This is a genomic window from Kitasatospora sp. NPDC087315 (genome assembly GCF_044744345.1).
Lineage (GTDB): Bacteria > Actinomycetota > Actinomycetes > Streptomycetales > Streptomycetaceae > Kitasatospora.
In genome coordinates, this window is the sequence record NZ_JBIUYD010000009.1 from 258795 (window position 1) to 285792 (window position 26998).

24 protein-coding genes are annotated in these 26998 nt (G+C 74.9%); 9 read left to right on the forward strand and 15 right to left on the reverse strand.

The window, feature by feature from the left end; all coding sequences use genetic code 11:
• Positions 1-136: 136 nt before the first annotated feature.
• Positions 137-220, reverse strand: coding sequence for a putative leader peptide (locus ACIO5D_RS15610; RefSeq protein WP_310593185.1), 84 nt, complete (start codon positions 218-220; stop codon positions 137-139).
• A gap of 189 nt (positions 221-409) precedes the next feature.
• Here ACIO5D_RS15610 and ACIO5D_RS15615 point away from each other — a divergent pair, with 189 nt between their 5' ends.
• Positions 410-1705, forward strand: coding sequence for a YihY/virulence factor BrkB family protein (locus ACIO5D_RS15615; protein WP_363609191.1), 1296 nt, complete (start codon positions 410-412; stop codon positions 1703-1705).
• 34 nt (positions 1706-1739) lie between these two features.
• On the opposite strand, the gene ACIO5D_RS15620 is transcribed toward ACIO5D_RS15615, so the two are convergent.
• Positions 1740-3158 carry an FtsW/RodA/SpoVE family cell cycle protein gene (locus ACIO5D_RS15620; RefSeq protein ID WP_400657957.1) on the reverse strand — a complete coding sequence of 473 codons (1419 nt, stop codon included), beginning with the start codon at positions 3156-3158 and terminating at the stop codon, positions 1740-1742.
• A 349-nt stretch (positions 3159-3507) separates the two neighbouring features.
• Here ACIO5D_RS15620 and ACIO5D_RS15625 point away from each other — a divergent pair, with 349 nt between their 5' ends.
• Positions 3508-4560 (forward strand): cytochrome c oxidase assembly protein, encoded by a 1053-nt coding sequence (locus tag ACIO5D_RS15625; RefSeq protein WP_363609187.1) that lies wholly within the window; start codon positions 3508-3510, stop codon positions 4558-4560.
• Positions 4561-4864: 304 nt separating this feature from the next.
• On the forward strand, positions 4865-5989 hold the full coding sequence (rsgA, locus tag ACIO5D_RS15630; protein ID WP_400657953.1) for a ribosome small subunit-dependent GTPase A: 1125 nt from the start codon (positions 4865-4867) through the stop codon (positions 5987-5989).
• A 149-nt stretch (positions 5990-6138) separates the two neighbouring features.
• On the opposite strand, the gene ACIO5D_RS15635 is transcribed toward rsgA, so the two are convergent.
• Positions 6139-6594, reverse strand: coding sequence for an ASCH domain-containing protein (locus ACIO5D_RS15635; RefSeq protein ID WP_400795494.1), 456 nt, complete (start codon positions 6592-6594; stop codon positions 6139-6141).
• A gap of 269 nt (positions 6595-6863) precedes the next feature.
• On the opposite strand from ACIO5D_RS15635, the gene ACIO5D_RS15640 reads away from it, so the two are divergent.
• Positions 6864-8384 (forward strand): DNA-3-methyladenine glycosylase 2 family protein, encoded by a 1521-nt coding sequence (locus ACIO5D_RS15640; RefSeq protein WP_400795497.1) that lies wholly within the window; start codon positions 6864-6866, stop codon positions 8382-8384.
• Positions 8381-8935: a methylated-DNA--[protein]-cysteine S-methyltransferase gene (locus tag ACIO5D_RS15645; RefSeq protein WP_363609179.1), complete on the forward strand. Its 555-nt coding sequence runs from the start codon at positions 8381-8383 to the stop codon at positions 8933-8935. The genes ACIO5D_RS15640 and ACIO5D_RS15645 overlap by 4 nt, the downstream gene beginning before the upstream one ends.
• Positions 8936-9060: 125 nt before the next feature.
• Here ACIO5D_RS15645 and ACIO5D_RS15650 read toward each other — a convergent pair whose 3' ends face one another.
• Positions 9061-9654: a MarR family winged helix-turn-helix transcriptional regulator gene (locus ACIO5D_RS15650; RefSeq protein WP_363609177.1), complete on the reverse strand. Its 594-nt coding sequence runs from the start codon at positions 9652-9654 to the stop codon at positions 9061-9063.
• 100 nt (positions 9655-9754) lie between these two features.
• Here ACIO5D_RS15650 and ACIO5D_RS15655 point away from each other — a divergent pair, with 100 nt between their 5' ends.
• Positions 9755-11260, forward strand: a complete 1506-nt coding sequence (locus ACIO5D_RS15655; protein ID WP_400657944.1) for an MFS transporter — start codon at positions 9755-9757, stop codon at positions 11258-11260.
• Positions 11261-11560: 300 nt separating this feature from the next.
• Here ACIO5D_RS15655 and ACIO5D_RS15660 read toward each other — a convergent pair whose 3' ends face one another.
• From ACIO5D_RS15660 to ACIO5D_RS15670, 3 genes are all read right to left on the reverse strand, one after another.
• Positions 11561-12259 carry a DUF305 domain-containing protein gene (locus tag ACIO5D_RS15660; protein ID WP_400657941.1) on the reverse strand — a complete coding sequence of 233 codons (699 nt, stop codon included), beginning with the start codon at positions 12257-12259 and terminating at the stop codon, positions 11561-11563.
• The gene (locus tag ACIO5D_RS15665) at positions 12256-12921 is read right to left on the reverse strand and encodes a DUF3105 domain-containing protein (protein ID WP_363614887.1); all 666 of its coding nucleotides are present in this window, start codon (positions 12919-12921) and stop codon (positions 12256-12258) included. The genes ACIO5D_RS15660 and ACIO5D_RS15665 overlap by 4 nt, the downstream gene beginning before the upstream one ends.
• A gap of 120 nt (positions 12922-13041) precedes the next feature.
• On the reverse strand, positions 13042-13554 hold the full coding sequence (locus ACIO5D_RS15670; protein ID WP_400795500.1) for a hypothetical protein: 513 nt from the start codon (positions 13552-13554) through the stop codon (positions 13042-13044).
• A gap of 364 nt (positions 13555-13918) precedes the next feature.
• Between ACIO5D_RS15670 and ACIO5D_RS15675 the strand changes: the two genes are divergently transcribed.
• Complete coding sequence (locus ACIO5D_RS15675) at positions 13919-15574, forward strand: hypothetical protein (RefSeq protein WP_400795503.1); 1656 nt, start codon at positions 13919-13921, stop codon at positions 15572-15574.
• Positions 15575-15587: 13 nt separating this feature from the next.
• Here ACIO5D_RS15675 and ACIO5D_RS15680 read toward each other — a convergent pair whose 3' ends face one another.
• From ACIO5D_RS15680 to ureA, 4 genes are all read right to left on the reverse strand, one after another.
• On the reverse strand, positions 15588-16238 hold the full coding sequence (locus ACIO5D_RS15680) for a TetR family transcriptional regulator C-terminal domain-containing protein (protein ID WP_400795506.1): 651 nt from the start codon (positions 16236-16238) through the stop codon (positions 15588-15590).
• 115 nt (positions 16239-16353) lie between these two features.
• Positions 16354-17397 (reverse strand): agmatine/peptidylarginine deiminase, encoded by a 1044-nt coding sequence (locus ACIO5D_RS15685; protein ID WP_400657933.1) that lies wholly within the window; start codon positions 17395-17397, stop codon positions 16354-16356.
• 28 nt (positions 17398-17425) lie between these two features.
• Positions 17426-19147: an urease subunit alpha gene (locus ACIO5D_RS15690; RefSeq protein WP_363614897.1), complete on the reverse strand. Its 1722-nt coding sequence runs from the start codon at positions 19145-19147 to the stop codon at positions 17426-17428.
• 70 nt (positions 19148-19217) lie between these two features.
• Positions 19218-19928: an urease subunit gamma gene (ureA, locus tag ACIO5D_RS15695; RefSeq protein WP_400795509.1), complete on the reverse strand. Its 711-nt coding sequence runs from the start codon at positions 19926-19928 to the stop codon at positions 19218-19220.
• A 403-nt stretch (positions 19929-20331) separates the two neighbouring features.
• Between ureA and ACIO5D_RS15700 the strand changes: the two genes are divergently transcribed.
• Entirely contained in the window at positions 20332-20871 is a 540-nt protein-coding gene (locus tag ACIO5D_RS15700; RefSeq protein WP_363614900.1) for an ATP-binding protein, read from the forward strand.
• Between the two features lie 218 nt (positions 20872-21089).
• Here the strand turns inward: ACIO5D_RS15700 and ACIO5D_RS15705 are convergent, their stop codons facing one another.
• Entirely contained in the window at positions 21090-21425 is a 336-nt protein-coding gene (locus tag ACIO5D_RS15705; protein WP_363614902.1) for a hypothetical protein, read from the reverse strand.
• Here ACIO5D_RS15705 and ACIO5D_RS15710 point away from each other — a divergent pair.
• Positions 21415-23454, forward strand: coding sequence for a SpoIIE family protein phosphatase (locus ACIO5D_RS15710; protein ID WP_363614904.1), 2040 nt, complete (start codon positions 21415-21417; stop codon positions 23452-23454). The two genes, ACIO5D_RS15705 and ACIO5D_RS15710, sit on opposite strands and share 11 nt — an antisense overlap.
• Before the next feature lie 40 nt (positions 23455-23494).
• On the opposite strand, the gene ACIO5D_RS15715 is transcribed toward ACIO5D_RS15710, so the two are convergent.
• The 3 genes from ACIO5D_RS15715 to ACIO5D_RS15725 form a co-directional block, all read right to left on the reverse strand.
• A complete protein-coding gene (locus ACIO5D_RS15715; RefSeq protein ID WP_400760661.1) occupies positions 23495-24547 on the reverse strand; it encodes a DUF2637 domain-containing protein in 1053 nt (350 codons plus the stop codon).
• Positions 24548-24772: 225 nt separating this feature from the next.
• On the reverse strand, positions 24773-25708 hold the full coding sequence (locus ACIO5D_RS15720; protein WP_400795511.1) for a (2Fe-2S)-binding protein: 936 nt from the start codon (positions 25706-25708) through the stop codon (positions 24773-24775).
• Between the two features lie 164 nt (positions 25709-25872).
• Entirely contained in the window at positions 25873-26715 is an 843-nt protein-coding gene (locus tag ACIO5D_RS15725; protein ID WP_400795514.1) for a hypothetical protein, read from the reverse strand.
• Positions 26716-26998: the final 283 nt, after the last annotated feature.

Here is a 26998-nt window from a genome sequence, read left to right on the forward strand (position 1 = left end):
TGCGCTGCTGCTGTGACCTGCGGGTTTCTCAGGACCGGGGGAGCAGTGGCCGTGGCCGGGCGGGCGCCTGCGCATCCGCTTCGGCGGGGATGGCGAGAGGTGGCGCCGGGGGCGGTGGGTGGCGGCGGGGTAAGGCTCAGGTCACCGGACAGATGGCGCTGGACACGCGAAGGAGATCGACGTGGAGTCGACCAACTAGGGTGGTTCCGGCGCTAGGCATGGACAAGAGATTCGCACGGAGCACGACTCGCGGTCCACTAACGTCCGTATAATGGACGTAAAGGTTTCGTATGTCGAGATGCTGGAGCGTTCCCGCCGCTCGTCGGATTCCGCCCCCGGCGCGGGCCCTCGCGCCGGTACCGCGACACGGAGATCAACGGACCGGTTCCGGCCCGATACCGTTAGCCCTGTGCAACCAGCAGGCGAAACGACGAGACCGAACCCCGAGCGGCCCTCCCGTCGTCGGGGAAAGGGCTCCCGGCGGGGGGTCAGGAAGCAGGCCACCTGGCGCAGTACGGCCTGGGGGCTGGTCAAGGACACCACCAACACCTGTGTCGAGTACCGGGTCACCGGCCTGGCGGCCGAGGCGGCGTTCTTCACCCTGCTCTCGATCCCGCCCCTGCTGCTCTGCCTCGCCGGCACCCTCGGCTACCTGGACGAGTTCCTCGGCGCGGGCACCATCGACAGGCTGAAGCAGGACATCGTCAAGGCGGCCGGGACGGTCCTGTCGGACTCGTCGATCAAGCAGGTCGTGGTCCCCCTGCTGAACGACGTCTTCGACCACACCAGGCCAGACCTGATCTCGATCGGCTTCCTGCTCTCGCTCTGGTCCGGCTCCCGGGCGCTGTACATCTTCATCGACACCATCACCGTGATGTACGGGCTCGACGGCAAGCGCGGCATCGTCAAGACCCGGCTGATGTCGCTCGGCCTCTATCTCGGCGCCCTGGTCATAGGCTCCCTGGTGCTGCCGCTGCTGCTGGCCGGCCCGGGGCTGGTGCTGAACGCCGTCCCCGACATCGCGACACTGGTCAACGCCGCCTACTGGCCGTTCGCCATCCTGCTGCTGATCGTCTTCCTCACCACGCTCTACCACCTCGCCGTGCCGGTCTCCACGCCCTGGCGGGAGGACATCCCCGGTGCGCTGGTGGCCCTGGTCGTCCTGGTGTTCTGCAGCGTGGCCCTGCGCCTCTACCTGGTCAGCTCGGTCGAGGGCCCCTCGGTGTACGGCTCGCTGGCCGCGCCGGTGGCCGTGCTGCTGTGGATCTTCGTGGTCGCGCTCGCGGTGCTCATCGGCGCCGCCATGAACGCCGCCATAGACCGGCGCTGGCCCACCCTGGAGACCGCCGACGCCCGCGCCGAGAACGAGCGCGCCAACGAGGAGGCCGCCGCCGCGGTGGTCCGCGAGGTCGCCGCCCGCCGCGCCGTCGAGCGGGCCCGCCGGGCCCGTGAACTCGGCCTCGCCGAGGGCGCCGAGGAGGAGTACTACGAGGACGAGGGCGACGACGTCGACGTGCCCTCCGAGTACCCCGAGCGCTGGGCCGACGTGCTGGCCGCCGACAACGTCCGCGGCCGGATCACCGCGCGCGGCGGCCCGCACCACCGGCCCACCCCGCCCCCGCCGGACAGCGACCGGCCCACCGCGCCGCCGCCCGACCGCACCCTGCCCAGCTATCCGCCCCGGCCGCCGTGGGAGCAGCGGTAGCGCGGTAGGGCGTCTCCGCCGGGCCGTCGGGCCGTTAGACCGCCGGCACCGCCGCCGTCACCAGGTTCGACACCGGTGGCGGCTCCAGGGCGGTCCGGCCGGCCGAGTCGCTCAGCTTGACCAGCAGGGCGATCATCAGCCAGTTCGCCACCATCGACGAGCCGCCGGCCGCCAGGAACGGCAGCGCCTTGCCGGTCAGCGGGATCAGCCCGCTGACCCCGCCCACCACCACGAACACCTGGAGCGCCAGCGCCGCGGACAGCCCGGTCGCCAGCAGCTTGCCGAACGGGTCGGAGAGCCCGACCGCCGTCCGCAGCCCGCGCTGCACCAGCAGCCCGTAGACCAGCAGCACCGCCGTCACCCCGGTCAGGCCCAGCTCCTCGCCGATGGTGGTGAAGATGAAGTCGCTGCGCCCGGCGAAGCCGATCAGCCAGGGCCGGCCCTCGCCGAGCCCCGTCCCGGTCAGATGTCCGGTGGCCAGGCTGAACAGCGCCTCGGCGGGCTGGTCGGAGACCAGCGCCTTGTCGTGGACCGGCAGGTAGATGTCCAGCGGGTGCAGCCAGGCCTCCACCCGGCCGTGCACATGCGGCTCCAGGGTGCCGACCACGGCCGCGCCCCCGACGGCCATCAGCAGGCCGAGCACCATCCAGCTGGTGCGCTCGGTCGCCACGTACAGCATCACCACGAAGACACCGAAGAAGATCAGCGAGGTGCCGAGGTCGCGCTCGAAGACCAGCACCAGCAGGCTGGCCACCCAGATCGCCAGCACCGGCCCGGCGTGCCGGCCGCGCGGCAGGGTCAGTCCCCAGACCTTGCGGCCGGCCAGCGCCAGCGCGTCCCGGGAGGCCATCAGATAGCCGGCGAAGAAGACGGTGATGGCGACCTTGACGAACTCGTCCGGCTCGAACGAGAGCCCGGCCACCCGGATCCAGCGCTTGGCCCCGAAGCTGTCGCCCGGGAAGAACGCGGGAGCGGCCAGCAGGACCAGCGCGCCCGCCATGATCAGGTAGACGTAGCGCTGGAAGAACCGGTGGTGCCGGATCGTCACGATCAGCGCGACGGCCGCCACCACCGCGATCACCACCCAGGTCAGCTGGGACGGCGCGGTCGGCAGCTTCTGGTAGTCGCCCTTGGCCGCGTGCACGGCCGCGTACGACTTGTCGAGCCGGTCGAGCAGCAGCAGCCCGAGCCCGTTCAGCAGCACCGCGAGCGGCAGGATCAGCGGGTCCGCGTACGGGGCGAACCGGCGGACCGCCAGATGGGCGGCCAGGACCAGCAGACCCAGGCCGCCGCCGTGCACCAGCAGGCCGGGCGGCAGCTTCCCGGTCATCGCCAGGTCGGCGTCGACGTGTCCGGCGAGACAGACCACCACCGCGAGGGCCAGCAGGCCGAGCTCGATGTTGCGGTGGCGCGCGGCCAGCCGGCGGCCCTCGCCGCGTGCACTGCTTCGCACCCTGTTGTCCCCTTGTCCACCCCCGTGGCCGGAATGCCGCGGTGCATCCTCCCAGACGAAGGCGGTGGCCGGGCGGTTGCGGTTTTCGGGGCCGGCCCCGGTGGGCCGGTCCTGCGGGCCCGGTTCCGGGCCGTAGCCCTGGGCCGTCGGCCGGGAGCCGGGTGGCCGTGGGTGGCCGTGGGCCTGCGCCGGGATTCGCCCGTCCGGGGGACCCTGGCGGTGGTGATCCACTCGGGATCGGCCATCATGGCCGGGCGCCGTCGCCCGCCCGGGTGACGGCCGCGGGTTGACGGCCGTGCGCTGACGGCGGGCGGTGACGGCGGCGCGGTCGCGGTGGAGCGAGGACGGGGTGAACGGACGGATGGACGGCTCGGTACAGGCGATCGGCTACCACGGACCGCCGCCCTGGCAGTGGGCCGACCTGGCGACCTCGTGGACGGCCGAGCCGCTGGTGCTCACCCTCGCGGTGCTGCTCGGCGGCTGGTACCTGTACGCGGTGCGGACCGTCACGCGTGCGGGTGCGGGTGCGGGTGCGGGTGCCGGTACGGGCGCGGTGTCGGGTGAGGGCTGGCAGCCGACCCGGACCGCGGCCTTCCTCGGCGGGCTGCTGCTCTGGGTCTGGGCCACCTGTTCCGGCCTCGGGGTGTACGAGCGGGTGCTGTTCACCGACCGGGCCGTGCAGGTGGTGCTGCTGCTGATGCTGGTCCCGCTGCTGCTGGCGCTGGGGGCACCGGTCTCGCTGCTGGTGCGCTCCTCGCCCCCGGCCCGCCGGGAGCGGATCCTGCGGGCGCTGCGCGGCCGCCCGTCCAAGGTGCTGATGTTCCCGGCCGTGTCGACCGCGCTGCTGATGGCCCCGCCGTGGCTGCTCTACTTCACCCCCTGGTACCAGGAGTCGCTGGCCAGCGGGCTGGGAAACGCCGCCCTGCACCTCGTGCTGGTCGCGCTCGGCCTGGCGTACTTCTGGCCGCGACTGCAGATCGACCCGGTCGGGCACGAGTACCCGCACCTGGTCGGGCTGTTCATCACCTTCGCCGAGGTGATCTTCGACGCGGCGCTCGGCCTGGTGCTGATCTACGGCGGCCATCTGGTCGCCGGGCACTACTACGAGGCGCTCGGCCGGCCGTGGGGGCCGAGCCCGGCACAGGACCAGACCTGGGGCGGCAACGTGCTCTGGGTGCTCGGGGACCTGGTCGGGCTGCCGTTCCTGGTCGCGCTGGTCCGCCGCATGATCGTGCAGGGGCGGGAGGAGAACGCCGCGGTGGACGCGGCGCTGGACGCCCGCTTCGAGGCGGCGGCCGCCGAGGCGAAGGCGGCGGGCGGGCCGGCCGAGGAGGAGCAGGGCATGCGGCCCTGGTGGCTGGACGACCCCGGCCTGCGGCACCGTTTCGGCGGTCCGTCGTAGGGCTTGTCCGGGCGGCCGCGCCGGTGCGGCGGCCGTCGAAAACCGCAGGTCAAAAATCGGTTGGCGGCCTCGGAGGCGTTGGCTACGGTGTGACCAGTCCGATTCGGGGCCGTTGTCGCGGCCCAAGGAGAGAAACAGGAGGTGAGCCTCGTGGCTGTCACTGCCGTCACGGCTGCCCTGGGCAGCGCTCGCATAGACCACCTCCCCCTCCCGGCCGCCGGCTGACGCACCCGAGACGCCCGACTCCTCGTCTCACGCAGCCGCAGCCCGCCGGGATCACGTTCCTCCCGAAGGGCCCACTGCGTTGTTCAACGCTGCCTCCGAATCCGTCACCTTCTCCGACTTCTCCGACTCCTCCGGCACCCCGCTGTCCGGCTACGGCTGGACGTCCGCGCTCGACGAGCTCTTCGCGCCGCTCGCCGAGGCCGGGCTGACCCCTGCCCGGATCGTCCGGGTCGACCGCGGCCAGTGCGACGCCGTGCTGACCGATCCCGGGACGGGTGAGCTGCGCACCGTCCGGGCCGACACCCGGCCGGTCGGCGACGCCGATATGATCAACTGCCCCTGCACCGGCGACTGGGCGGCGGTGGACCTGGCGGCCGCGCCGATGCCCACCGTCGCCGCGCTGCTGCCGCGCTCCACCGCGATCATCCGCAAGGTCGCCGGCAAGCGGTCCGACGGCCAGGTGCTGGCCGCCAACGTGGACACCGTCCTGATCGCCGCCTCGCTCGCCGCCGAACCGGACCTCGGCCGGATCGAGCGCTTCCTCGCCCTGGCCTGGGAGTCCGGCGCCGAGCCGCTGGTCGTGCTCACCAAGGCCGACCTGGTCGACGACGCCGATTTCATCCGCGCCGACGTCGAGGGCATCGCGCCCGGTGTGACGGTGCTGACCGTCAGCGCCGGGACGGGCGAGGGGGTGGACGTGCTGCGCGCCTGCACGCCCGGCACCACCGCGCTGATCGGCCAGTCCGGCGTGGGCAAGTCCACCTTGACCAATGTGCTGGCCGGCGCCGAGGTGATGGCCGTCCAGCAGGCCCGCGCGGCCGACCAGAAGGGCCGTCACACCACGACCACCCGCGAGCTGATCCCGCTGCCCGGCGGCGGGGTACTGATCGACACGCCCGGCCTGCGTGAGGTCGGCCTCTATGGCGGCGAGGGGGTGGCGATGGCCTTCGCCGACATCGCGGAGCTGGCCGAGGAGTGCCGCTTCCACGACTGCGGCCACCACACCGAGCCCGGCTGCGCGGTGCGGGCCGCGCTGGAGGACGGCACCCTGCCGCAGCGCCGGATGGACAGCTATCTCAAGCTCCAGCGCGAGAACGAGTGGATCGCCTCCCGCTCGGACGCCCGGCTGGCCTCCGCCCGGCTGAAGAAGTGGAAGGCCATCTCCAAGTCGGTGCGGGCCGCGGGAGGTCCCGTGAAGAGGTGAGGCCGGCCGGGCAGCCGTTCGCGATCACCCGGCCCCCTGCGGCGGGGTGCCGGGCGGCCAGGCGCCACCAGCAGGGGCAGGTCGGCCCGTCGGCGGCCTGCCCGGCCCCTGCGGCGCAGGCCCACCCGGGCCTGCGCCTGCGGCACGGGTCAGCGCAGGTCGGCCACCACGCGGAAGCGCTCCAGCACGACGGGCGTGGTGTCGTCCACGGCGAAGTCCGGGTCGTCCAGGGCGGCCCGCAGTTCGGGGCTGTGCCAGAAGCGCTCGTGGCCGGCCCGCCAGTCGGCGACCGTGGTGTAGCCCTCGCCCTCGTCCACGGCGTGCCGCAGACCGACCCCGGCCAGCGCGACGACCCGGACGTCGGTGAGCTCGATCACGGCCACCGGCCGCCCGTCCGAATCGATCACCGCCCCGTGCGCGCCCGCCTGCCGCAGCGGCTCGCCCTCGTGCTCGTACTCGGCGAGCAGCCCGGTGGTGCTGGTCTTGGCGCCGCTCAGGATCGCCGCGACCAACCGGTCGCGCAGCGGCCCGGGGAAGGCGAACTTCTCCACGTCCAGGGCGGCCACCCTGGGGTCGTCCGGACCGGTGTACGGCTGCGCGTTCATGGGGGCTCCTGTCGGGCGTCGGCCATCGGCCATCGGGCATCGGGCACTGGGGCCGGGCACCGTTCGGGCCGGGCGGGGCCTGGCCGGGCCGGGGGTTGAAGGGCCCCGTCAGGGTAGTCGCGGGCCGGCCCGCACGGCTCGTGGTTTTCCGCCCCGCCCGTACCCTGCCCGCGGCCCGTCCGCAGCCGGTCCGCAGCCGGTCCGGGTCCGCGACGCCCATGTCCGATTCCCGCCAGTCGAGGGGCCTCCGGTGCCGCAGACTGGAGAGCGTGATCGACGACGACATCCGGTACCGAGCCGTGGACAGCCGGGACGCCCGCTTCGACGGCGTCTTCTTCACGGCCGTCACCTCGACCGGCATCTACTGCCGACCGAGCTGCCCCGCCGTGACCCCCAAACGCGCCAACTGCACCTTCTACCCCAGCGCCGCCGCCGCCCAGGGCGCCGGCTTCCGCGCCTGCCGCCGCTGCCGCCCCGACTCGGTGCCCGGCTCGCCGGAGTGGAACCACCGGGCCGACCTGGTCGGCCGCGCGATGCGGCTGATCGGCGACGGCATCGTGGACCGGGAAGGCGTCGCCGGCCTCGCCCAGCGCCTCGGCTACAGCTCCCGCCAGCTCCAGCGCCAGCTCAGCGCCGAACTCGGCGCCGGGCCGATCGCCCTGGCCCGCGCCCGCCGGGCCCAGACCGCCCGGCTGCTGCTCCAGACCACCGAGCTGCCCGTCACCGAGATCGCCTTCGCGGCCGGCTTCGCCTCGGTGCGGCAGTTCAACGACACCGTCCGCGAGGTCTACGACCGCACGCCCAGCGGGCTGCGCGCCGAGGTGACCGCCGGGCGGCGCACCGCGACCCCGGCCGGCGGCCTGACCCTGCGCCTCGCCTACCGCGGGGCGGTCGACAGCGACCACCTGATCGACTTCCTCGCCCTGCGTGCCGTCCCCGGCGTGGAGGAGGTCGTCCCCGGCGCCCGGCCCGGCGTCCGCACCTATCGCCGCACTCTCGCGCTCCCGTACGGCCACGGCATCGCCGAGGTGGACGGCCTCGCGGCCGAGCACCCGCGCACCCGCGGCTGGCTGGACTGCCGGCTCTTCCTCGCCGACCTCCGTGACCTGCCGACCGCCGTGCAGCGCCTGCGGATCCTGTTCGACCTGGACGCCGACCCGGACGCGGTGGACGAGCAGCTCGGCACCGACCCGGTGCTCGGCGCGCTGGTCCGGGCCCGCCCCGGCCTGCGCTCGCCCGGCCATGTGGACCCGCACGAGCTGGCCGTCCGCGCCGTGCTCGGCCAGCAGATCACCGTCGGCGCGGCCCGCACCCTGGCCGGCCGGCTCGCCGGGAAGTACGGCACCGAGCTGCCCGAACCCGACGGCGGACTGCGGCTGCTCTTCCCGACCGCCGGCGCCCTGGCGGTGGCCGACCCCGAGGACTTCGCGATGCCCGCCGCCCGCCGCCGGGCGCTCACCGGCCTCTGCGCGGCCCTCGCCGAGGGCGCCGTCCGGCTCGACGGAGGCGTGGACCGCGCGGAGGCGGCGGCCCAGCTGCTCGCCCTGCCCGGCATCGGCCCGTGGACCGTCGGCTATCTGCGGATGCGGGCCCTCGCCGACCCCGATGTCTTCCTGCCGAGTGACGTCGGCATCCGCCACGGCCTCACCCGGCTCGGCGCCCCCGGCGACCCGAAGTCCGCCGCCCGCGCCGCCGAGGCCTGGGCACCCTGGCGCTCGTACGCCGTGCACCGGCTCTGGGCGGGCGCCGCGAGCGATATCAGCACTGGAACGGAGAACACCCGCGCATGAGCACCACCGTCTTCACCACCATGGACAGCCCGTTCGGGCCCCTGCTGCTGAGCGGGGTCCGGCCGGAGGACGGCGGACCGGCCGCGCTGGCCACCGTCACCGCCCCCGGGCAGAAGTACGCGCTCGCCGAACCCGCCGACGACTGGGTCCACGACCCGGACGCCCTCGCCCGGGCCGTCGAACAGCTCACCGCCTACTTCGCCGGCGAGCGCACCACCTTCGACCTGCCGCTCGCCCCCGTCGGCACCGAGTTCCGCCGCCGGATCTGGGACGCCCTCGACGACATCCCCTACGGCGAGACGGTCACCTACGGCCAGCTCGCCGAGGCGGCGGGCCTCTCACCCCGGGCCGTGCGCGCCGTCGGCGGCGCGGTCGGCGCCAACCCGCTGCTCGTCGTCCGCCCCTGCCACCGCGTCATCGGCGCCAACGGCACCCTCACCGGCTTCGCCGCCGGGGTGGAGAACAAGCGCTGGCTGCTCCAGCTGGAGAGCGGCGCGCCGGGCAACGGTCAGCCCGGCAACGGTGAGCCGGAGCACGGGGTGCTGTTCTGACGGTACGACCGGGCCGCCGACGTGCCGCCTCGTCTCCGGGGTGTTGACCCGGTGCGGCAGCCGCAGGATCGCCGTCCGTCCAGGGCTCGATCCGTAGCCGCGGTGCGGCGCCGGGCGACAGCGGATTATTCGGGCGGGGCGCCGGCGCCGGGCTCGGCGAGGGCGCGGGCGAGGTGTTCGAGCGCCGGGAGTGCCTGCATGACGGCCTCCCGGTCGGCGGGGGAGAGGGTGCCGAGGGCGGTGGCGATGCGGCGTTCGTGGGCGCGCTGCCAGTCGTCCAGCTGTCGCTGACCGGCCTCGGTGAGGGCGATCCGGGCGGTGCGGCGGTCGCCGGGATCGGCCTGGCGGTCCACGAACCCGGCCTCCAGCAGCTTGCCGACCAGGCCGCTGACGGTGTTCGGGGCGAGCCGCTGGCGGGCGGCCAGTTCGCCGACCCGCAGGGGTGCGGCGGCGAGCGTCTGGAGGAGTTCGACCTGCGCCATCGGCAGGGACTCCCACGGGTAGTCGGTCCGGATGCTGCTGCGCAGTGCGCGGCGCAGCCGGGTGACCACGTCGGTGAGCCGCCGGGCGCGCTCGTTCGCCGGGCCGCCGCCGGGGTCCGTGGGGTCTGCCGGGTCTGTGGGGCCGCCGGGGTCCGCCGGGTCCAGGACGTCCGGACAGGTCCCGCCCTCGGTCCGGGGTCCGGCGGCGGGATCGGGAACGGGCGGTGACGACGGCATGGCGGACAGCGTAGCGCCTGGTGGCGGCCTTCCCGGCGTTCTGATCGCATACCGAATAGCTCGTAGAAAGAACATATCTGTATCCGATATATTTCGCTGTATGAACGCCACCGCCCTTGCGAGCCGGCTGCTCACCGAGCGGCCCCGGCCGCGTGGTGTCGCCGGCTGGCGGCACGCCCACTGGCTGGCCGTCGCCACCGTCTGCCTGGGCGCGTTCCTGGGACAGCTGACCGCCAGCGTCACCGCGCTGGTCTTTCCGGAGCTCGGACGACACTTCGGAGCCGGCTTCGCCGCCGTCGAGTGGGTCGCGCTGGCCTATCTGCTGGTGCTGGTGGCCCTGTTGGCGCCGATCGGCTGGCTCTCCGACCTGGTCGGCCGCAAGACCGTGTACCTCGGCGGCTTCGGTGTCTTCGCCCTGGCCTCGCTCGGTGCCGGGTTCGCCGGCGGTCTCTGGATCCTGGTGGCCTGCCGGGCCGTCCAGGCGGTCGGCGGCGCGATGATGCAGGCCAACAGCGTCGCCCTGGTGGCACGCGGTGTCCCCGAGCGGGCGATGCGGCGTGCGCTGGGCATCCAGGCCGCCGCCCAGGGGCTCGGCCTGGCGCTCGGCCCGAGCCTCGGCGGGCTGCTGGTGGAGCACGCCTCCTGGCGGTGGGTGTTCTGGATCAACGTGCCGATCGGCCTGCTCGGCATCCTGGCCGGCTGGTACCTGCTGCCGCGCACCCACCCCGACCGCGCCGCTCCGGTCGGTACCGCGCGGATCGGCACCGCTTGGCCCGGCGGCGCCGCGGGCGTGACCTCGGGCGGCCCGTTCGACCTGCCCGGGCTGCTGCTGCTCACCGGCGCGTCCACCGCGCTGCTGCTCGCCCTCTCCGCCGCCTCCGGCCTGCCGCTGCCCGGCTGGGCGGTGGCCGTGCTGCTGCTCGCCGCCGTGCTGCTCGCCCTCGGGCTGGTCCGGCAGGAGCGGCGGGCCGCCCGGCCGATCCTCGCACCCGGGCTGGTCAACACCCCGGGTGTGCGGTCCGGCCTGCTGGTCGCGCTGATCGGGTACCTGCTGCTGTTCTGTCCGCTGGTGCTGGGCCCGGTACTGCTCACCGGGTCGGGTGTGCCGGTGGGCCGGGCGGGCCTGGTGATCACCCTGCTGCCGGCCGCGTTCGTGGTGGCCGCGACCGTCGGCGGCGGTCTGCTGCCCCGGGGCTGGTCGGACGTCACCCGCTGCCGCTTCGGCGCGTCCGCCGCGGGTGCCGGGCTGCTGCTGTTCGCGCTGGTTCCGGCCACCGGCACGGCGGCGGCCGCGCCGCTGCTGGTCACCGGGTACGGGCTGGGCCTGCTGCTGCCCGCCAACAACGCCCTGGTGATGCGGGCGATACCGGCGGGGTGCTCGGCGGTCGGCGGCGGCATGGTCAACATGGCGCGCAGCCTGGGTACGGCGCTCGGCACCGCCCTGCCCGTGCTCGGTGTCCACCTGGCGGGCACGGCGTCCGGCGGTCGGACGGTGCTGATCGGGCTCGCCGTCGTCGCGGCCCTCGCGGTCGCCCTGACCCGCCCGGCCCGGCGCCCCGCCCCGGCCGGTCGCCCGGTCGCCCGCTCCCGGTCGGACACCTTGTAGCCCTCCGCCCCATCGGCGCCACGCGCGGAACCGCAGGATCCACCGGCTGCCCGTTCCGCCGCCGCACGCTGCCCGGACGCACCTGGCCGTGGGGTTCAGGGGCCAACGCCGTCGTCCACCACAACGGGATGACGCGTTCCACCGATCTGGGCGGCCTGCCACTCGAACCGCGCCACCAGCCCCCGCACTGCCTGGTCACCGTCCGCCGGGCCTGACCCGCGCGCTGCGGCGAACGGCCGGGGGGGGGGGGGGGGGGGGGGGCGCCCCCCCCCCCCCCCCCGGCCGGGTGGGGCGAGCCGTTCAGGAGGCCGGGACGCCGGGGGCGGCGTCGCGCTCCTTGAGCATGTCGGTGATCAGCTGGATCTCCGAGGTCTGCCCGACCACCATGGACTGGGCGAGCCGCTTCTCGGTGTCGTTCTTCGCCAGGTCCACATAGCCCTGGGCCATCTCGACCCCGCCCTTGTGGTGTTCCAGCATCAGCTGCAGGTAGAACACCTCGGCGTCGCGCCCGCTGAGCGTGCGCAGCTTCGCCAGCTGGGTGTTGGTGGCCATGCCCGGCATCAGCGAGCCGTCGTGCGCCTGGTAGCCGTGGTCCATCGCCATCCACACCATCGGCTTGGCCGGTGAGTGCTGGGAGAGCCCCCACTGGTCGAGCCAGCCCATCATCATCCCGCGCTGGTTGGCCTGGGTGTTGATGATGTCGAAGGCCAGGGTGCGGACGGGCTCGTCGGCCGTCCGGTCCCGGACGATGAACGACAGGTCCACGGCCTGCTGGTGGTGGGTCGCCATGTCGCGGGCGAACCCGGCCTCGGGCGAGTCGGTCGCCGGCGCGGTCAGGGAGGACGAGCCGGAGGCCGACGTCCCGCTCGCCACCAGGGCGGGCACGCCGAGTGCCAGCGCCAGGGCGGCGGCCAGCGCGGCCGGCCACCAGAGCCTCCGGCGGCTCGCCGCCGGGGCCCCGTCGTCCTCGGCCGGGGCCTCGGACGCCTCGGCGGTCACATCGCCCCCATGGTGCAGGAGGCGCCGGGCTCCTGGGTCTGCTGGCCCTGGACGTACTTGGTGAAGAACTCGTTCACCCGGGGGTCGCTGGCGCTCTCCACGATCAGCTGGGTGCTCCAGGCACTGAGGGTGATGGTGCCCTTCTCGTCCGGGTACGGGCTCATCAGCGAGTACGGGGTGGTCTTCACCTTGTCGGAGAGCGTCTTGAGGTCCTCCGGCGTGGCCTTGCCGTTGTACGTCACCCAGACCGCGCCGTGCTCCAGCGAGTGGACGGCGCGCTCGTTCTCGACCGGCTGGTCGTAGACGTGGCCCATGCAGTCCAGCCAGATCGCGTTGTGGTCGCCGCCGACCGGCGGGGTCTGTGGGTAGGTGACCTTGTCCTTGACGTGGTTGCGGCTGAGGTCGCCGAAGGTCTGCACGCCGTCGATCGGCGCGGCGGCGGCGGCCTGCTTGGCCTTCTTGTCCTGGTTGGCGTCCACCACGACCCAGGTGCCGGTGGCGATCGCGCCGACCACCAGGACACCGGCGACCACCGACGCGACGATCTTGTTCCTGCGGTCGCGGCGCTCCTCGACGGCGCGCAGCTCGGCGATCCGGGCGCGGCGGTCGAGGCCGGCCTGCTTGCCGGTCGGCTTGTTGGACTGCTTGGAGGCGGAACCCATGGGTTGTCCTTGTCCCCGCCGCGCGCTGTGGGCACGGCGGTCTGAAGAGAGAGCGGAAGGGCGGACCCGCCGGTCACCGCCGTCGGCGAAAGCCGCGGGGGACCAGGCGGTGGGCTCCGCTCAGGACCGGTGTACCTGGAGTTCGTGCAGGTCGGGCGCCGGGTGCGGGCCGACCAGAAGCCCGGCGCGGGGCAGCCGGGGCAGCGTCTCGGCCGCCTCCGTCCGGGGCGCCACCGCGGGCTGCGGCTGCGGCGGCGGGTTGGGCAGCTGGGCGTCCTGGGCGCAGTACGGGTGGCTGGAGCAGCCGTTGTTGCGCTGCGGCAGCTCGCCGTCGGCCGAGCACCAGGTCCAGTGGCGGTGGCCCCCGGCGTCCGGACGGTCGGCGGTCCGGTGGGCGGGGCCGGTGTGCGGGGCGGCGGACTGCCGGTCGGGCCCGCCCGCGCGGGCCTGGCGTACGCCGGGCGCCCCCGCCGCCCCGGCGGCCGGACCGGCGAGGGTGGTGGTCAGGGCGGTCGTGGCCGCGGCGGCCACCTGCGAAGAGGCGTGGCGGTGGCCCGTGACCGCCTGGGCCTGCCCCGCGCACGGCAGTGAGGTGAGCAGCCCGACCAGCAGCAGGATCCACAGCGCACCCACCGGGTGGCCCGTGAGTGCGGCCCTCCCCGGTCGGGGTGATCTGGGGGCCGACGCGGTCATGCGCACATTTAATCAGCCGAACGGGTGAACCGATGCCCCTGCTCCGGGGCCATTTTCGGCGGCCGACGGACCGGAACGTCCCGGAAACGCCCTGCTCGGGACGGTTCCGGTAAGCACGAATGGAACGGCGGCGGAACCGGGGGCGAACCCGGGGACCGACCCGGTGGCCGGGATCATCCGATCAGTGCGTGTCCGTGTCCGGTTGTCGCCGAAACCCGGACAGCGTCGTTGCACTTGGGGAGAATGACGTCGAGTCCGGCCCCGCCGGGGGCGGCGCGACCACGGACCGACCAGGAGCCGCCAGATGAGCAATCAGGGTGCACCCGCGAAGCAGCAGCAGCGGTCGGAGGACGGCTGGTGGGATGCGGTCTACCAAGGCCCGGCGGGCACCCTTCCCGACACCCCGGACGCCGTGTCGGGGGAGGGCAGCGTCGACGACTGGTTCGAGACGGCGGCCGGGTTGATCGGCCGGCAGCGGACGGGCGAGCCGGCGGTTCCGGCGGCGGACACCCCGGTGGCGGAGGTGCCGGCAGCGCCGGAGCCGGCCGAGCCCCCGGCGGCCGAGGAGCCGGCCGAAGCGGCGCCGCTGTCGGAGGTGGCGCCGACGGGGGACGAGGGACCGGCGCGGGACAGCATCGACGACTGGTTCGACACCGCGGCCGGGGTGATCGGCCAGCAGCCCGCAGCGGAGGAGACCCACAGGTTCCCGGCCCCGTCCTGGGCGGCCGACGCGCGGGCCGAGGAGCCGGCGGACGCTCCGGTACCGGCGGCGGAGCCCGAGGCCGTACCCGAGCCCGAGCCTGTTCTCCAGAAGCCGGAGCCGGTGCCGGTTGCCCAGAAGCCGGAGCCCGAGCCCGCGTCGGAGCCCGCCCCGGTCCTGACGAAGCCCGAACCCGAACCCGCCCCGGCCGTCCGGCCACCCGCCCCCGAGGCGGCGGCCCCCGAGGCCCCCGCGCCCGAGGCCCCCACCCCCCGCCCCACCCCCCGCTCGCCGCGCCCCGGCGCCGGGCCCGTCGTGCCGCACGTCGGTGAGCGCCCGCCCACGTACGGGCCGGAGCCGACCGCCGTCCCGGAGACGGCCCCCGGCACGCTGGCCGCCGTCGTGCCGGACACCGCGCTGGAGGGCGCCCAGTACGCCTCCGCCACGCTGCGCGCCGTCTCCGTCCGGGGCGACTCCGCCCGCCACCGGGGCGAGCCGCGCCGCGACACCCTGCTGGTCACCAGGTTCGGCGACGGCCCCGACGGACTGCTGCTCGCGGCCGTCGGCAGCTTCGACCGCTCCGCCACCGAGTCCGCGACCGCCCCGAGCGCCGAGCCCGGGACCGGCACCGCCACCGACGCCGCCCCGGAGGCCGTCGCCACGGCTACCGCCGAGGCCTGCCGCCAGCTCGCCGCCGCGATCGGCCGCAGCCGGTCCGGGCTTGCCGCCGACCTCCGGGACGGCGCCCGCGACCGGCTCCGGTACGGCCTCCAGCGGCTGGCCACCAGCGCCGCCGCCCCGCTGCGCGCGCTCGCGCCCCGGGCGGCGGGCGACGACGCGCCGTCCCCCGCCTCGCTGCACTGTCTGCTGCTCTCGCTCGACCCGGCGGCCACCTACCGGGCGGCGTTCGGGGTCGGTCCCGGCGGGCTGTTCCTGCTGCGCTCGGGCCACTGGATCGACGCCTACGCGGCCCGTCTGCTGCACCACCCGGACGGCCAGCCGCCGCTGCCCGACGCCCCGGTGCCGGAGCCGCGCCCGTTCCGCTTCCGGATGGTCCCGGCCACCCCGGGTGACATCCTGCTGCTCTGCAGCCCGGGCCTGGCGCGTCCGATCGCCGACGAACCGGCCGTCGCCCACTTCCTCGCCGCCCACTGGGCCCACCCCCACCCGCCGGGCACCGTGGACTTCCTCCGCCAGGTGCAGGTCCGCGCCAAGGGGTACGCCGACGACCGCACGGCGGCCGCGATCTGGACGGAGTGAGCGGGGCGAGCGGTCAGTTGGCCGCCCCCAGCAGGGCCCGGCAGGCCGAATCCGCCAGGTGCAGCGCCTTGGTGCGGCGCGCGCCGGGCAGCCCGAGGGCGAGCGGGACGGCGAGACCGTCCAGCAGGGCGCGGATCTGGAAGGCGCGCTCAACGGCCGGGCCGGGCGCGAAGTGGCCTGCGGCGGTGCCGTTCTCGATCAGGACGACCAGGTCCGCCTGCCACGGGGCCTCGATCTCCAGCTGCCCCTGCCGGAGTTCCTCGCTGGCGGGGGAGCGGCCCCACACCTCCACCCAGAGGATCCAGCGCGGGTCGCCCGGCCCCTCGGGCAGGTAGAGCCGGACGTACTCGCCGAGCCGCGCCCAGACGTCCGGTCCGGCGCCGGGCCGGATGCCGTCGGTCAGGGCGCCGTCGGTCGGGACGCCGTCGGTCAGGGCGGCGTGGCGGCGGGTGCCGAGCTGCTCCTCGCTCCAGCGCAGGGTCTCCAGCAGCAGCTGGTCCTTGCTGCCGAAGTAGTAGAGGAGGTGTCCGGCGCTCATCTGGAGCTGTCTGCCCAGGCCCGCCATGGTGAGTCTGGCGAGCCCGTGCTCGGCGATCGCCGCCCGCGCGGTGGCGAAGACCTCCTCGCGGGGGCGCGCCGGCCGGCGCGGGCGGGGCTCCGTCATCTGCTCGTCTCCTCTGTGCCGTGCCGTGCCTGCGTCGTACCTGTGTTGTGGGGGCATGCCGTGCGGGCCCTGTCCGGCAGGATCGGCCGGACAGGGCCCAGTCGGGGCAGTCGGGTCAGACGGCCTTCGGCTGCTGCTGCGTGATGCAGTGGATGCCGCCGCCGTTGGCGAAGATCTCGCGGGCGTCGACCAGTTCGACCGTGCGGCCGGGATAGGCCCGGCCCAGGACGGCGGCGGCCTCCTGGTCACGGGGGTCGTCGAAGCCGCAGAGGATCACGGCGCCGTTGGCCACGTAGTGGTTGATGTAGGAGTAGTCGACCGGCTCGCCCTCCTCGTCCAGCAGGACGGTGGGGGCGGGCAGTTCGACGACCTCCAGCGGCCGGCCCTGGGCGTCGGTGGCGGCGCGCAGGACCGCCACCAGCTCCTGGCAGACCTCGTGGTCGGGGTGGGACGGGTCCGGCTGGACGTGCGCGACCACGACGCCGGGGCGGACGAAGGAGGCGACGATGTCGATGTGGCCCCGGGTGCCGAACTCGTCGTAGTCGCGGGTGAGTCCGCGCGGCAGCCAGATCGCCTTGGTGGTGCCGAGGAAGGCGTGCAGCTCGGCCTCGACCTCCTCCTTGGTCCAGTCGGCGTTGCGGCCCTCGCCGAGCTGGACGGTCTCGGTGACGAGCACGGTGCCCTCGCCGTCGACGTGGATGCCGCCGCCCTCGTTGATCAGCCGGGAGGCGAACCGCTGAACACCCGTCAGTTCGCCGATGTGCTCGGCGATGTGCTGGTCGTTGTCCCAGCGGGCCCAGGACTGCGCGCCCCAGCCGTTGAAGATCCAGTCGGTGGCGGCGACCGAGCCCCTGTCGTCGATCAGGAAGGACGGGCCGATGTCGCGCATCCAGGCGTCGTCCAGCGGGCGCTCGACGATCTCGACCTCGGGGGCGACGTACTTGCGCGCCTCCTCGGTCTCACCGGTGTTGACGACCAGGGTCACCGGCTCGTACCGGACGATGGTGTTGGCCACCCGGGCCCAGGCCTCGCGGCCGGCGTGCAGGTGCTCCGGGCTGTCGAAGGTCGGGTTGGCGGTCGGGAACGCCATCCAGGTGCGGTCGTGCGGGTGCCACTCGGCGGGCATCCGGTAGCCGAGCGAGGCGGGGGTCGGGGTCATCGTCAAGTCCTAAGGCGGGTGAGGGCGTTCAGAGGAAGTACAGGCGGCTGAGCGAGACGCTGTCGGCGGGCTCGGAGCGCAGCGGGGAGCCGTCGAGGGAGACCAGCCCGGTCTCGGTGACCTGGACGTCGCCGATCCGGGCGTTGCGCACCATGTCGCGCGGGCCGATGCCACGGGTGTTCCGGACGCCGACCCGGCGCCGCCGGGTGGGCATGCCGTCGGCCGGGCGGTCCAGGTACGCGCCGTCGGCGGCGGCCTGGGCGACGAAGGCGACGGAGAGGTCGGCGGCGGTCGCGCCGTGGGCGCCGAACTGGGGGCCGAGGACGAGGGGTTCGCAGCGGTCGGTGGAGGCGTTGGGGTCGCCGACCACGCCGTAGGCGGGGAAGCCGGCCTTCAGGACGAGCTGCGGCTTGGCACCGAAGTGGTCGGGGCGCCAGAGCACGATGTCGGCGAGCTTGCCGATCTCGATGGAGCCGACCTCGTGGGCCAGGCCGTGGGCGATCGCCGGGTTGATGGTGAGCTTCGCGATGTAGCGGAGCACGCGCTCGTTGTCGTCGCCGCCGTCGGTGGTGCCGTAGGAGCCGGTGCCGTCGAGCGGGCCGAGCTCGGCCTTCATCTTGCCGGCCATGGCGAAGGTGCGGCGGACGGTCTCGCCGGCGCGGCCCATGCCCTGGGCGTCGGAGGAGGTGATGCCGATGACACCGAGGTCGTGGAGGACGTCCTCGGCGCCCATCGTGCCGGCGCGGATCCGGTCGCGGGCCATCGCGGCGTCACCGGGGAGGTCGACCTTGAGGTCGTGGGCGGAGACGATCATGCCGAAGTGCTCGCCGAGGGCGTCACGGCCGAACGGCAGGGTGGGGTTGGTGGAGGAGCCGATGACGTTCTCCACACCGGCCATCTTCAGCACGTTGGGGACGTGTCCGCCGCCGCAGCCCTCGATGTGGAAGGCGTGGATGGTCCGGCCCTCCAGCACCTTCAGCGTGTCCTCGACGGAGAGGCACTCGTTGAGGCCGTCGGTGTGCAGGGCGACCTGGACGTCGTACTCCTCGGCGACCCGCAGCGCGGTGTCCAGCGCACGGGTGTGGGCGCCCATGTCCTCGTGGACCTTGAAGCCGGAGGCGCCGCCCTCGGCCAGCGCCTCGACCAGCGGCGCCGCGTCGGAGGACGAGCCCCGGCCCAGGAAGCCGATGTTGACCGGCCAGGCGTCGAAGGCGTTGAACGCGTGCCGCAGCGCCCAGGGCGAGTTGACGCCGACGCCCCAGACCGGGCCGAACTCCTGGCCGATGATCGTGGTCACGCCGGAGGCCAGCGAGGCCTCCATGATCCGCGGCGAGAGCAGGTGGACATGGGTGTCGACGGCGCCGGCGGTGGCGATCAGGCCCTCGCCGGAGACGATCGTGGTCCCGGTGCCGACGACCACGTCGACGCCGTCCAGGGTGTCGGGGTTGCCGGCCCGGCCGATGGAGGCGATCCGGCCGTCGATCAGGCCGATGGAGGTCTTGCGGATGCCCTGGACGGCGTCGATGACCAGGACGTTGCTGATCACGACGTCGCAGGTGTCGCGGACGGCGGCGGCCTTGAGGTGCAGGCCGTCGCGGGCGGTCTTGCCGAAGCCGGCCAGGAACTCCTCACCCGGCGCCTGCGAGTCCGACTCCACCCGGACGATCAGTCCGGAGTCCCCGAGCCGGACCCGGTCCCCGGCCCGCGGGCCGTGCACCGAGATGTAGTCGTGGGGGGTGATGGCACTCATGCTCCGGCCTCGCTTCGCTCGTCGGCCCGCGTCCCCGCGGCGGCCGTGTCCATCTGTCGGCTCCGTCCGCTCACGACTGCACCTCGGCGTCGTCGAAGCCGGTCAGGTAGCCGGTGGCGCGCGCCTTCGCCAGGGCGGCCTCCTTCGCGCCGGGCGCGTCCAGCGGGCCGTCGACCAGGCCGGCGAAGCCGATCGCGACCCGCTCGCCGGCGATCGGGACGAGGCCGACCTCCACGGTGGCACCCGGGTCGAAGCGGACCGAGGAGCCGGCCGGTACCGCCAGACGGGTGCCGTAGGCGGCGGCGCGGTCGAAGGCCAGGCGCGGGTTGGACTCGAAGAAGTGGAAGTGCGAGGTGACCGAGATCGGCACCGCGGAGGTGTTGTGGACGGGCAGCAGCACCGTCTCCTCGACCGGGTCGTAGCCCGCGCCGTCACCGAGCAGCGTGCCGCCGGGGGCCTCGTGGTCGAGCGATCCCGCGCCCTTGAACGGGTCGTTGACCACGGCCAGCCGGGTGCCGTCCTCGAAGACCGCCTCGACCTGGACCACGGTGACCACGTCCGCCACACCGGGCAGCACGTCCTCGGCGCCGAGCACGGAGCGCCCGGCCTCGATCGCCTCGGCGAGGCGCCGGCCGTCCCGGGCGGCCTCGCAGACGGTGTCCGCGATCAGGGCGTGCGCCTCCGGGATGTTGAGGCGTACGCCCCGGGCGCGGCGGGCGCGGGCCAGCTCGGCTGCTGTGAAGATCAGCAGCCGGTCCCGCTCGGTGGGGGTCAGTCGCACGGTTCCTCGCTCGCGATCGCCGGGGGAATGACGTTAGAACGGCGTTCAAACATCTCGGGTCATTGAACCCGGACCCGGCCGCCCTGTCCAGCGTTGCCCGTCCCCGGACGTTCGGCTCGCCGGGCACCGCCATCGGGTCCGCGGCGGGCCGGGGGCGGCGTACGCGGGCGCGGCGGGCCGCGGCCCGGCTTCGAAAATGGCTTGTACGCATCGCAAACCTGTCCGGCCCGGGCAGTTGGATCACGCCGGCCACCCCGTGCCCCTTTCACCCCAGGTGATCGGACGCACACTGTTGAAAGCGCCGCAGGCTGGGCATGAGGATGAGTGGTCAGAACGAGGGGGCCACCCGGTCGGCAGGGGATCCGGCAGCGGGAGCCCGGATTGAGGGCGGGGGCATGTGTTGATGGACGGTCAGTCGCGATTCCCGCGGCAGCGGACGAGTTCGGGGGACGCATTTCGGCCGAGGCCCCAGGGGGGCGGGCCCGGGGCGTCCGGCCTGCCGGGCACCACCGGGCGGGCGGGCCCGGCACTGCCGAGTGCTCCGGCACCCGGCTGCGCGCTGCACCGCCGGCTGCATCTGACGCTGGAGGCGGCCGACCTGGTCGCGGTCGGGGCGGTGCGCAGCCGGCTGAGGTCCGCGCTGCGGATCTGGGGGGTGCCCGAGCTGGCCGACACGGCCGAGCTGCTCTCCTCCGAGCTGGTCACCAACGCGCTCCTGCACACCGGCCAGGGCGCGGCGTTCGACGCGGCGCTCGGCGCCGACCTGCGGCTGCGGATCGAGGTCCAGGACGGCACCACCCGGCTGCCCCGCCGCCGCGACCCGGAGGGCGAGTACGCCACCTCGGGGCGCGGGCTGCTGCTGGTCGAGGCGCTGGCCGACTCCTGGGGGGTGCAGCTGCGCGGGGACGGCAAGGTCACCTGGTTCGAGCTGGCCTCGCCCTGACCGAGGCGGGCCCGGACGGGCGGGCGCCCCGGCGGCCGTGCCCGGCCCGGACCGGTGGGCCGGGGCCGGCCTTGGAAGATCAGGTCGTTCGCCGCCGAACGGCGCCCGTGACGGAAGGCCGGGCGGAAGATTTCCGGCCCGTTGCCATTGCCGCTCGGCCGAACATTGGACAGGATGGTGGGAATGTGTGCCCGCGTGCGGGAAGCAGCGGGGAGCCATCACCTCGACTGACCACCGTCCGTCGGCACCGTCCGATCCAGCACCACCCACCACACCGCCATGCGGCCCGCCCGGACGGTCGGCGCGGTCCACCACGGCAGCGGCAGGAGCAGCATGCCCACTGAGCCCGAGTCACCGGGGCCGGCGCTTCCTCCCGGCTCGTCCACGGCCGGGTCGGGGCGGGCGAGACCACCCGCCCAGGCGGCGCGCAGGCACGCGCTGCGGACGGCACCGGGGCTGGCGGCCGGGCGGCTGGCGCCGATGCTCTCCGGCGGCCTGCCGATCTCCTCCGGGGACTCCACGCCGGACTGGCTGGAGCCGGCGATGGCCGCCAACGGCATCGGCTCCTTCGACTGGGACATCCGCCGCGACGTCCTGGAGGGCGACCAGCGGGCCTGCGCCATCATCGGCCTGGACGCCGCGGACAAGAGCCGCTTCGACCGCACCTCCGCCTCCTTCCTGGCCCTGCTGCACCCCGAGGACGCCCCCGTGGTGCGCCGCCGGGTCGAGCGCGCGGTGGCCGAGCTGGGCCAGTGCGGCGCCTACTACCGCACGGTCGGGCCGAGCGGGGCGATGAAGGCGGTGCGCTTCCGCGGCCGGGTGCTCGCGGACGCCTTCGGCCGCGCCTCACGGATGGTCGGCTTCGTCTGGGACGCCACCGTCGAGCTGCACAAGCGCGACCGCGCCGACCGGCTGGCCCTGCTGCGCGAGGAGCGCTCACGGTTCATCAAGGAGGCCGCCCGCGCGCTCTCCGAGGCCGTCACCGTCCGCGACGTCGCCCGGGTCTTCACCGAGCTGCCGCTGCCCGGCCTGCCGCCGGACGGTCTGGTGCTGGCCGCCTTCGAGGCGGGCCGGGTCCGGGTGCTCGGCGCCTCCGGCTACCGGCCGGGGGAGATCTCCGGTTACGACCGCTCGGTGCTGCCCGTCGCCCACCCGGCGGCCGAGGCGCTGCGCAACCGCGCGCCGGTCTTCGTCACCGGCCGCGAGGAGTACCGCGAGCGCTACCCGGAGGTGTGGGAGTCGACCAGCCGGAGCGGCCGCGGCTCCTGGGCGTTCCTGCCGCTGGTGGCCAGCGGCCGGGCGATCGGCGTCTGCCTGGTCAGCTTCGACGACGACCGCCAGCTGGACGCCGACGAGCGCACCCTGCTCTCCACCCTGGGCGGCCTGGTCGCCCAGTCGCTGGCCCGGGCCCGGCTGCACGACGCCGAGCACGAGCTGGCGGCCGGCCTGCAACGGGTGATGCTGCCGCGCAGCGTGCCGTCGGTGCCCGGCGTCACCACCGCCGTCCGCTATCTGGCCGCCGGTTCGGGGCTCCAGATCGGCGGCGACTGGTACGACGTGGTCCCGCTGCCCGGCGGGCACGTCGGCCTGGTGATCGGCGACGTCCAGGGGCACGACGTGCACGCCGCCGGGATCATGGGCCAGCTGCGGATCGCCCTGCGGGCGTACGCCGCGGAGGGCCACCCGCCGGCCGCCGTGATGGCCCGCGCCTCGCGCTTCCTCGCCGACCTGGACACCGACCACTTCGCCACCTGCACCTACGCCGAGGTGAACGTCGACTACGGCGTGGTCTACGCCGTCCGGGCCGGCCACCTCGACCCGGTGGTCCGCCGGGCCGACGGCACCGCCGCCGTCCAGCCGGTCGCGGGCGGTCTGCCGCTGGGCATCGCCTCGGACGAGGAGTACCGCGTCACCCGGTTCAGCCTGGACCCGGGCGAGACGGTGCTGCTCTGCACCGACGGCCTGGTCGAGGCGCGCGGCATGGATCTCGACGACGGCATCGCCCGGCTCACCCGGGCGCTCGCCGGCCCGGTCGCGGCCGGGGAGGAGAGCGCCCGTGACCCGTTGGAGGACCTCGCGGACCGGATCGCCTCCCAGGCCGCCGACTCCAGCGAGCGCGAGGACGACATAGCGCTGCTGCTCCTGCGCTGGGACGGCCCGGCGGGCGGACTGGCCGCCCAGCAGCTCCGCCGCCGGATCGGGCAGGCCGACCTCGCCCGGATCTCCGAGGTGCGGGCCGAACTGTGCGACGCGCTGCGCCGCTGGGGTGTGGCCGAGCTGGTCGACACGGCCGAGCTGCTGGCGTCCGAGCTGGTCACCAACGCCATCCGGCACACCGACCGGGATGCGATGTTCACCGCCCGGCTCTACCGCGAGCCGACGGCCGACGGCGGCCGGGCCCGGCTCCGGGTCGAGGTGGAGGACGAGTCGGACCTCTGGCCGACCCGCCGGACACCGGGGGAGCAGGCGTCCTCCGGCCGCGGGCTGATGCTGGTCGAGGCGCTGGCGGACGGCTGGGGCGTGGAGCCGCGGGGCACCGGCAAGCGGATGTGGTTCGAGCTCACCGCGACGCCCGCGGCCTGAGGCCGGGGCCGGGGCCTGTCGGACAGGCCCCGGGCCGACCTCAGCCGAACTGCTGCTCCAGGTCCTTCAGCTTGCGCTCCAGCGAGTCCAGCCGGGGCAGTGCCACGGTGTCCTCCTCCACGGTGAGGTCGATGGTGCGCCGGTCAGGTCGGGCCGGCAGGCCCGGCTTGACCACGGTGCCCTCGGCGGCGGGCGCCGCGGCCGGCCCCGGTGGCTCGACGGCGGGCCGGTCGGTCGAGGGGCCGGCGGCTATGGCGGACTCCGAGCCGGACTCCAGCTGCCGGGCCGGTCCGCCGCGCTGGCGCCAGACGCTGTTGGTGCGGTTGATGGCCCTGATCTCGGCCCGCTCGCGGCGGCCGGCCAGCTTGCGGCGCTCGCGCTCGGCGCTCTTCTCCCGTTTGTCCTCGCGGACCTCGTCGACCGCCTCGTCCAGGCTCCGGACGCCCTCCAGCAGCATCAGCGACCAGGCCGCGTAGGTCTCGCGCGGGGCGCGCAGCCAGCGGACGATGCGGATCTGCGGCAGCGGGCGCGGGACGAGACCCTGCTCGCGCAGGGCGGCCCGGCGGGTCTGCTTGAGCGCGCGGTCGAACAGGACGGCCGCCGAGAGCGACATCCCCGCGAAGAACTGCGGGGCGCCGGCGTGGCCGAAGCCGCGCGGGGCGTGCACCCAGTTGAACCAGGCGGAGGCGCCGGCGAACAGCCAGACCAGCAGGCGCGAGCCGAGCGCGGCGTCACCGTGGCTGGCCTCGCGGACGGCGAGCACCGAGCAGAACATCGCCGCGCCGTCCAGGCCGAACGGCACCAGGTACTCCCAGCCCCCGGAGAGGTTGAGGTTCTGGATCCCGAAGCCGACCAGTCCGTGGAAGGAGAGCGCGGCGGCGACGGCGGCGCAGCAGAACAGCAGGGTGTACGAGGCGGCGCCGTAGAGCGATTCCTTGCGCCGGCGCCGTTCCTCGGACCGCTCCCAGGAATCCGGGCCGCTGGAGGTGGTGGGGCCGCCCCGGTTCCGGGCCAGGGCCACCAGGAGGGCGGTGACCAGCAGCACCGCGACGGCGGTGATGGCCCAACCGAGCGGTATGTCGGACATTTTCATCGCCTGGACCAGCCTCGCTTTCCTGCGTCGCTTTCCGCCGCCGTGACGGTGGGGACCATCATGACGGATAAGCGGCCGGAGAATGACTGACTCGCCCTCAATGCGCTGGTGAGGGGGATTTCTGGGGCAAATTCAATATCATTGTCGCATTAATTTGGGGTGGTTATTTCCCGGAATTCCGGGCTTGGCGCACTCTGCCCCGATGCGTATTCGGTCATCCTTGCGTCAACCCCGTGCCACCCGGGGGCAGCCGCCGCACATGGCCTCGGGCCGGACGGTGTAGACGAGGCAGCAGCTCGCCCGGGTCCGGTCGGCGGTCCGGGCGTCCTGGGTGTCCTGGGCATTCGGGGCGTCAGGGCCGGGGCGCGCTCCGGAGGTGAAGCCCGCGCCGGGCGTGAAGGGCGCGGGGGCGCCGGTACCCGAGCGTCCCGCGCCCGGTGCGCACGCCGGGAGCTCCGGCGTGAGCAGCGCGGAGAGTTCGGCGCGGGCCCGCTCCTCCTCGCCGAGCAGCCGGCCGACGTACCAGAGGCCCTCCACCACCGCGTCCGTCGCCATCGCCCAGAGCGTGCGCGGGCCGCGCCGTACCTGCGGGCGGAAGGCGGCGAGCACCGGCGTCAGGAGGTCGGCCAGGGCCGCCCGGAGCCCGGCGGCCAGCGCGGGCCCGTCGGGTACCGTCCGGGCGCCGCGCAGGCCGGCGGCGGGGTCGTCGGGCAGGCAGAGGAAGGCCTCCGGGCGGACCGTCAGCTCGCCGGTGCCACGGCGCACCGAGACGTCCCCGGGGGTGAGCAGCGGCACCCGGCGCTCCAGGAACCACGGCAGGGTGGCGAGCACCGAAACCGGCCAGACGAAGCGGTGCAGACCGAAGCCGGCCGCCACGTCCGGGCGCAGCGGGCGGCCGTACCGGGCCAGGCCCTGCCGGGCGTCATGGGCGATCAGCTCGCGCAGCGCCTCCGGGCGGGCGAGCAGATCGGCGCCGGAGACCCAGCCGTCGCCGCTGCGCGGCGGGGCGCAGTACACCCGCAGGGCGGGGAGCAGTCCGGTGAGCCGGCCGTAGCTCGCGGCGCAGGGGGCGGGGGCGCCCGGCATGAGGGTGACGGCGTGCGCGGGGGTGGTGCGGGGGGCGTGCGGCGCGGGGCCGGGCCGGGTGCTGCTCGCGGTCATGGGGCGGGCCCTATCGGGTCGACCGGAGACCGCCCGGGACCGCCCGGCCCGCCCCGGACGGTGCGGACTCCGGCCGGGCCCGGCCGGGCGGGGCCTGGCGGAGCCCGGGAACGGCGAGGCGAGCCGGCCGGGGCACTGCTCACCCCGGCCAGGTTAGGCTCACCTTAGCTGATGGTTCCCCGGGCCTCCCGCCCGACGCGTCCGTCCGGGGGCGTGACCGGTGGGCGCACCGCGCTCAGCTGGCGCGCGAGCCACACCGGTACGCCCCCGAGCGCCTGGACCAGCCGGGCCGCCTCGGCCCGCAGCCGGACGGCCTCGTCCGGCTCGACGACCTCGGCCAGCGCGGCCAGCGCGGGCGCGACACCCACCGTGAAGCCGAGCTGTTCGCGCAGCCGCAGTGAGGCGTCGAACCCCTCCCGGGCCCGGTCGTGGTCCCCGGTGGCCAGCGCCAGCGCGGCCAGGTGCCGCCAGGTGTAGGAGCGCAGCAGCTCGTCCCCCCGCTCGCCCGCGCCCTCGTGCGCCCGGCGGTAGGCGATCCAGGCCGCCGTCGGGTCGCGCAGCAGGTTCTCGGCGACCAGCCCCCGGCGGAAGTCCAGCAGCGGCCGCCCGGGGGCGTCCGGCGGCAGCAGCGCGGAGGTGCGGCCGAGCGCCGCCTGCGCCTCGTCCAGCCGGTCCCGCGGGCCGAGCACGCTGGCCACGTACGCCAGGAAGCCGCGGGCGCAGGAGGCCGCCGCGCGCTGTTCGGTGGTGGACACCACGGCCTCGGCCAGCCGCAGTGCCTGCTCCGCCTGGGGCCAGTGGGCCGCGGTGAACAGGCATTGTTCGATGAGGAGTTCGGCCCGGCCGAGCGCTGCCCCGGGGTCGCGCTCGGCGGCCGGGCGTAACAGCTCCGCGGCCTCCTGCCAGCACGCCCGGGACCGCAGCCGCCACACGGTGTCCCCCGGCTCCTGGGGCGCTGTCGGCCCCCGTCCGTCCTGGCCGCTCGGGCCCGATCCGTGCTCCGACAACGCCACCTCCTTGTGCGCGCCATCCAGCAGGACACAGGCCTCCCCCCGAGGCCCGCGTTGTGGCGGCAATTCAACACGGGGGTGAGCTTGTGCACCAGATCACGAGCGCAGGTTGTTGCGGTCGGCTTGTTGTGGCCGGTTCGTCGGGGCCGGTTCGTCGGGGCCGACGGCGGTGGGGCCCGGGGCGGGCCCCGGCGCCCCCGCCGGGGGGGGGCGGGGGGGGCGGGGGGGGCGCCCGGGGGGGGGGCGGGGGGCGGGGGGGGCGCGCCGCCGGGGGGGGAGG

Bases quoted from the DNA above. Each gene is read 5' to 3' on its own strand.
- ACIO5D_RS15645 (WP_363609179.1), top strand. From the start codon at position 8,381: ATGAGCACCACCGTCTTCACCACCATGGACAGCCCGTTCGGGCCCCTG.
- ACIO5D_RS15675 (WP_400795503.1), top strand. From the start codon at position 13,919: ATGAGCAATCAGGGTGCACCCGCGAAGCAGCAGCAGCGGTCGGAGGAC.
- ACIO5D_RS15655 (WP_400657944.1), top strand. From the start codon at position 9,755: ATGAACGCCACCGCCCTTGCGAGCCGGCTGCTCACCGAGCGGCCCCGG.
- ACIO5D_RS15665 (WP_363614887.1), bottom strand. From the start codon at position 12,921: ATGGGTTCCGCCTCCAAGCAGTCCAACAAGCCGACCGGCAAGCAGGCC.
- ACIO5D_RS15610 (WP_310593185.1), bottom strand. From the start codon at position 220: ATGCCTAGCGCCGGAACCACCCTAGTTGGTCGACTCCACGTCGATCTC.
- ACIO5D_RS15650 (WP_363609177.1), bottom strand. From the start codon at position 9,654: ATGCCGTCGTCACCGCCCGTTCCCGATCCCGCCGCCGGACCCCGGACC.
- ACIO5D_RS15700 (WP_363614900.1), top strand. From the start codon at position 20,332: ATGGACGGTCAGTCGCGATTCCCGCGGCAGCGGACGAGTTCGGGGGAC.
- ACIO5D_RS15685 (WP_400657933.1), bottom strand. From the start codon at position 17,397: ATGACCCCGACCCCCGCCTCGCTCGGCTACCGGATGCCCGCCGAGTGG.
- ACIO5D_RS15715 (WP_400760661.1), bottom strand. From the start codon at position 24,547: ATGAAAATGTCCGACATACCGCTCGGTTGGGCCATCACCGCCGTCGCG.
- ACIO5D_RS15720 (WP_400795511.1), bottom strand. From the start codon at position 25,708: ATGACCGCGAGCAGCACCCGGCCCGGCCCCGCGCCGCACGCCCCCCGC.
- ACIO5D_RS15680 (WP_400795506.1), bottom strand. From the start codon at position 16,238: ATGACGGAGCCCCGCCCGCGCCGGCCGGCGCGCCCCCGCGAGGAGGTC.
- ACIO5D_RS15710 (WP_363614904.1), top strand. From the start codon at position 21,415: ATGGCCGCCAACGGCATCGGCTCCTTCGACTGGGACATCCGCCGCGAC.
- ACIO5D_RS15635 (WP_400795494.1), bottom strand. From the start codon at position 6,594: ATGAACGCGCAGCCGTACACCGGTCCGGACGACCCCAGGGTGGCCGCC.
- ACIO5D_RS15690 (WP_363614897.1), bottom strand. From the start codon at position 19,147: ATGAGTGCCATCACCCCCCACGACTACATCTCGGTGCACGGCCCGCGG.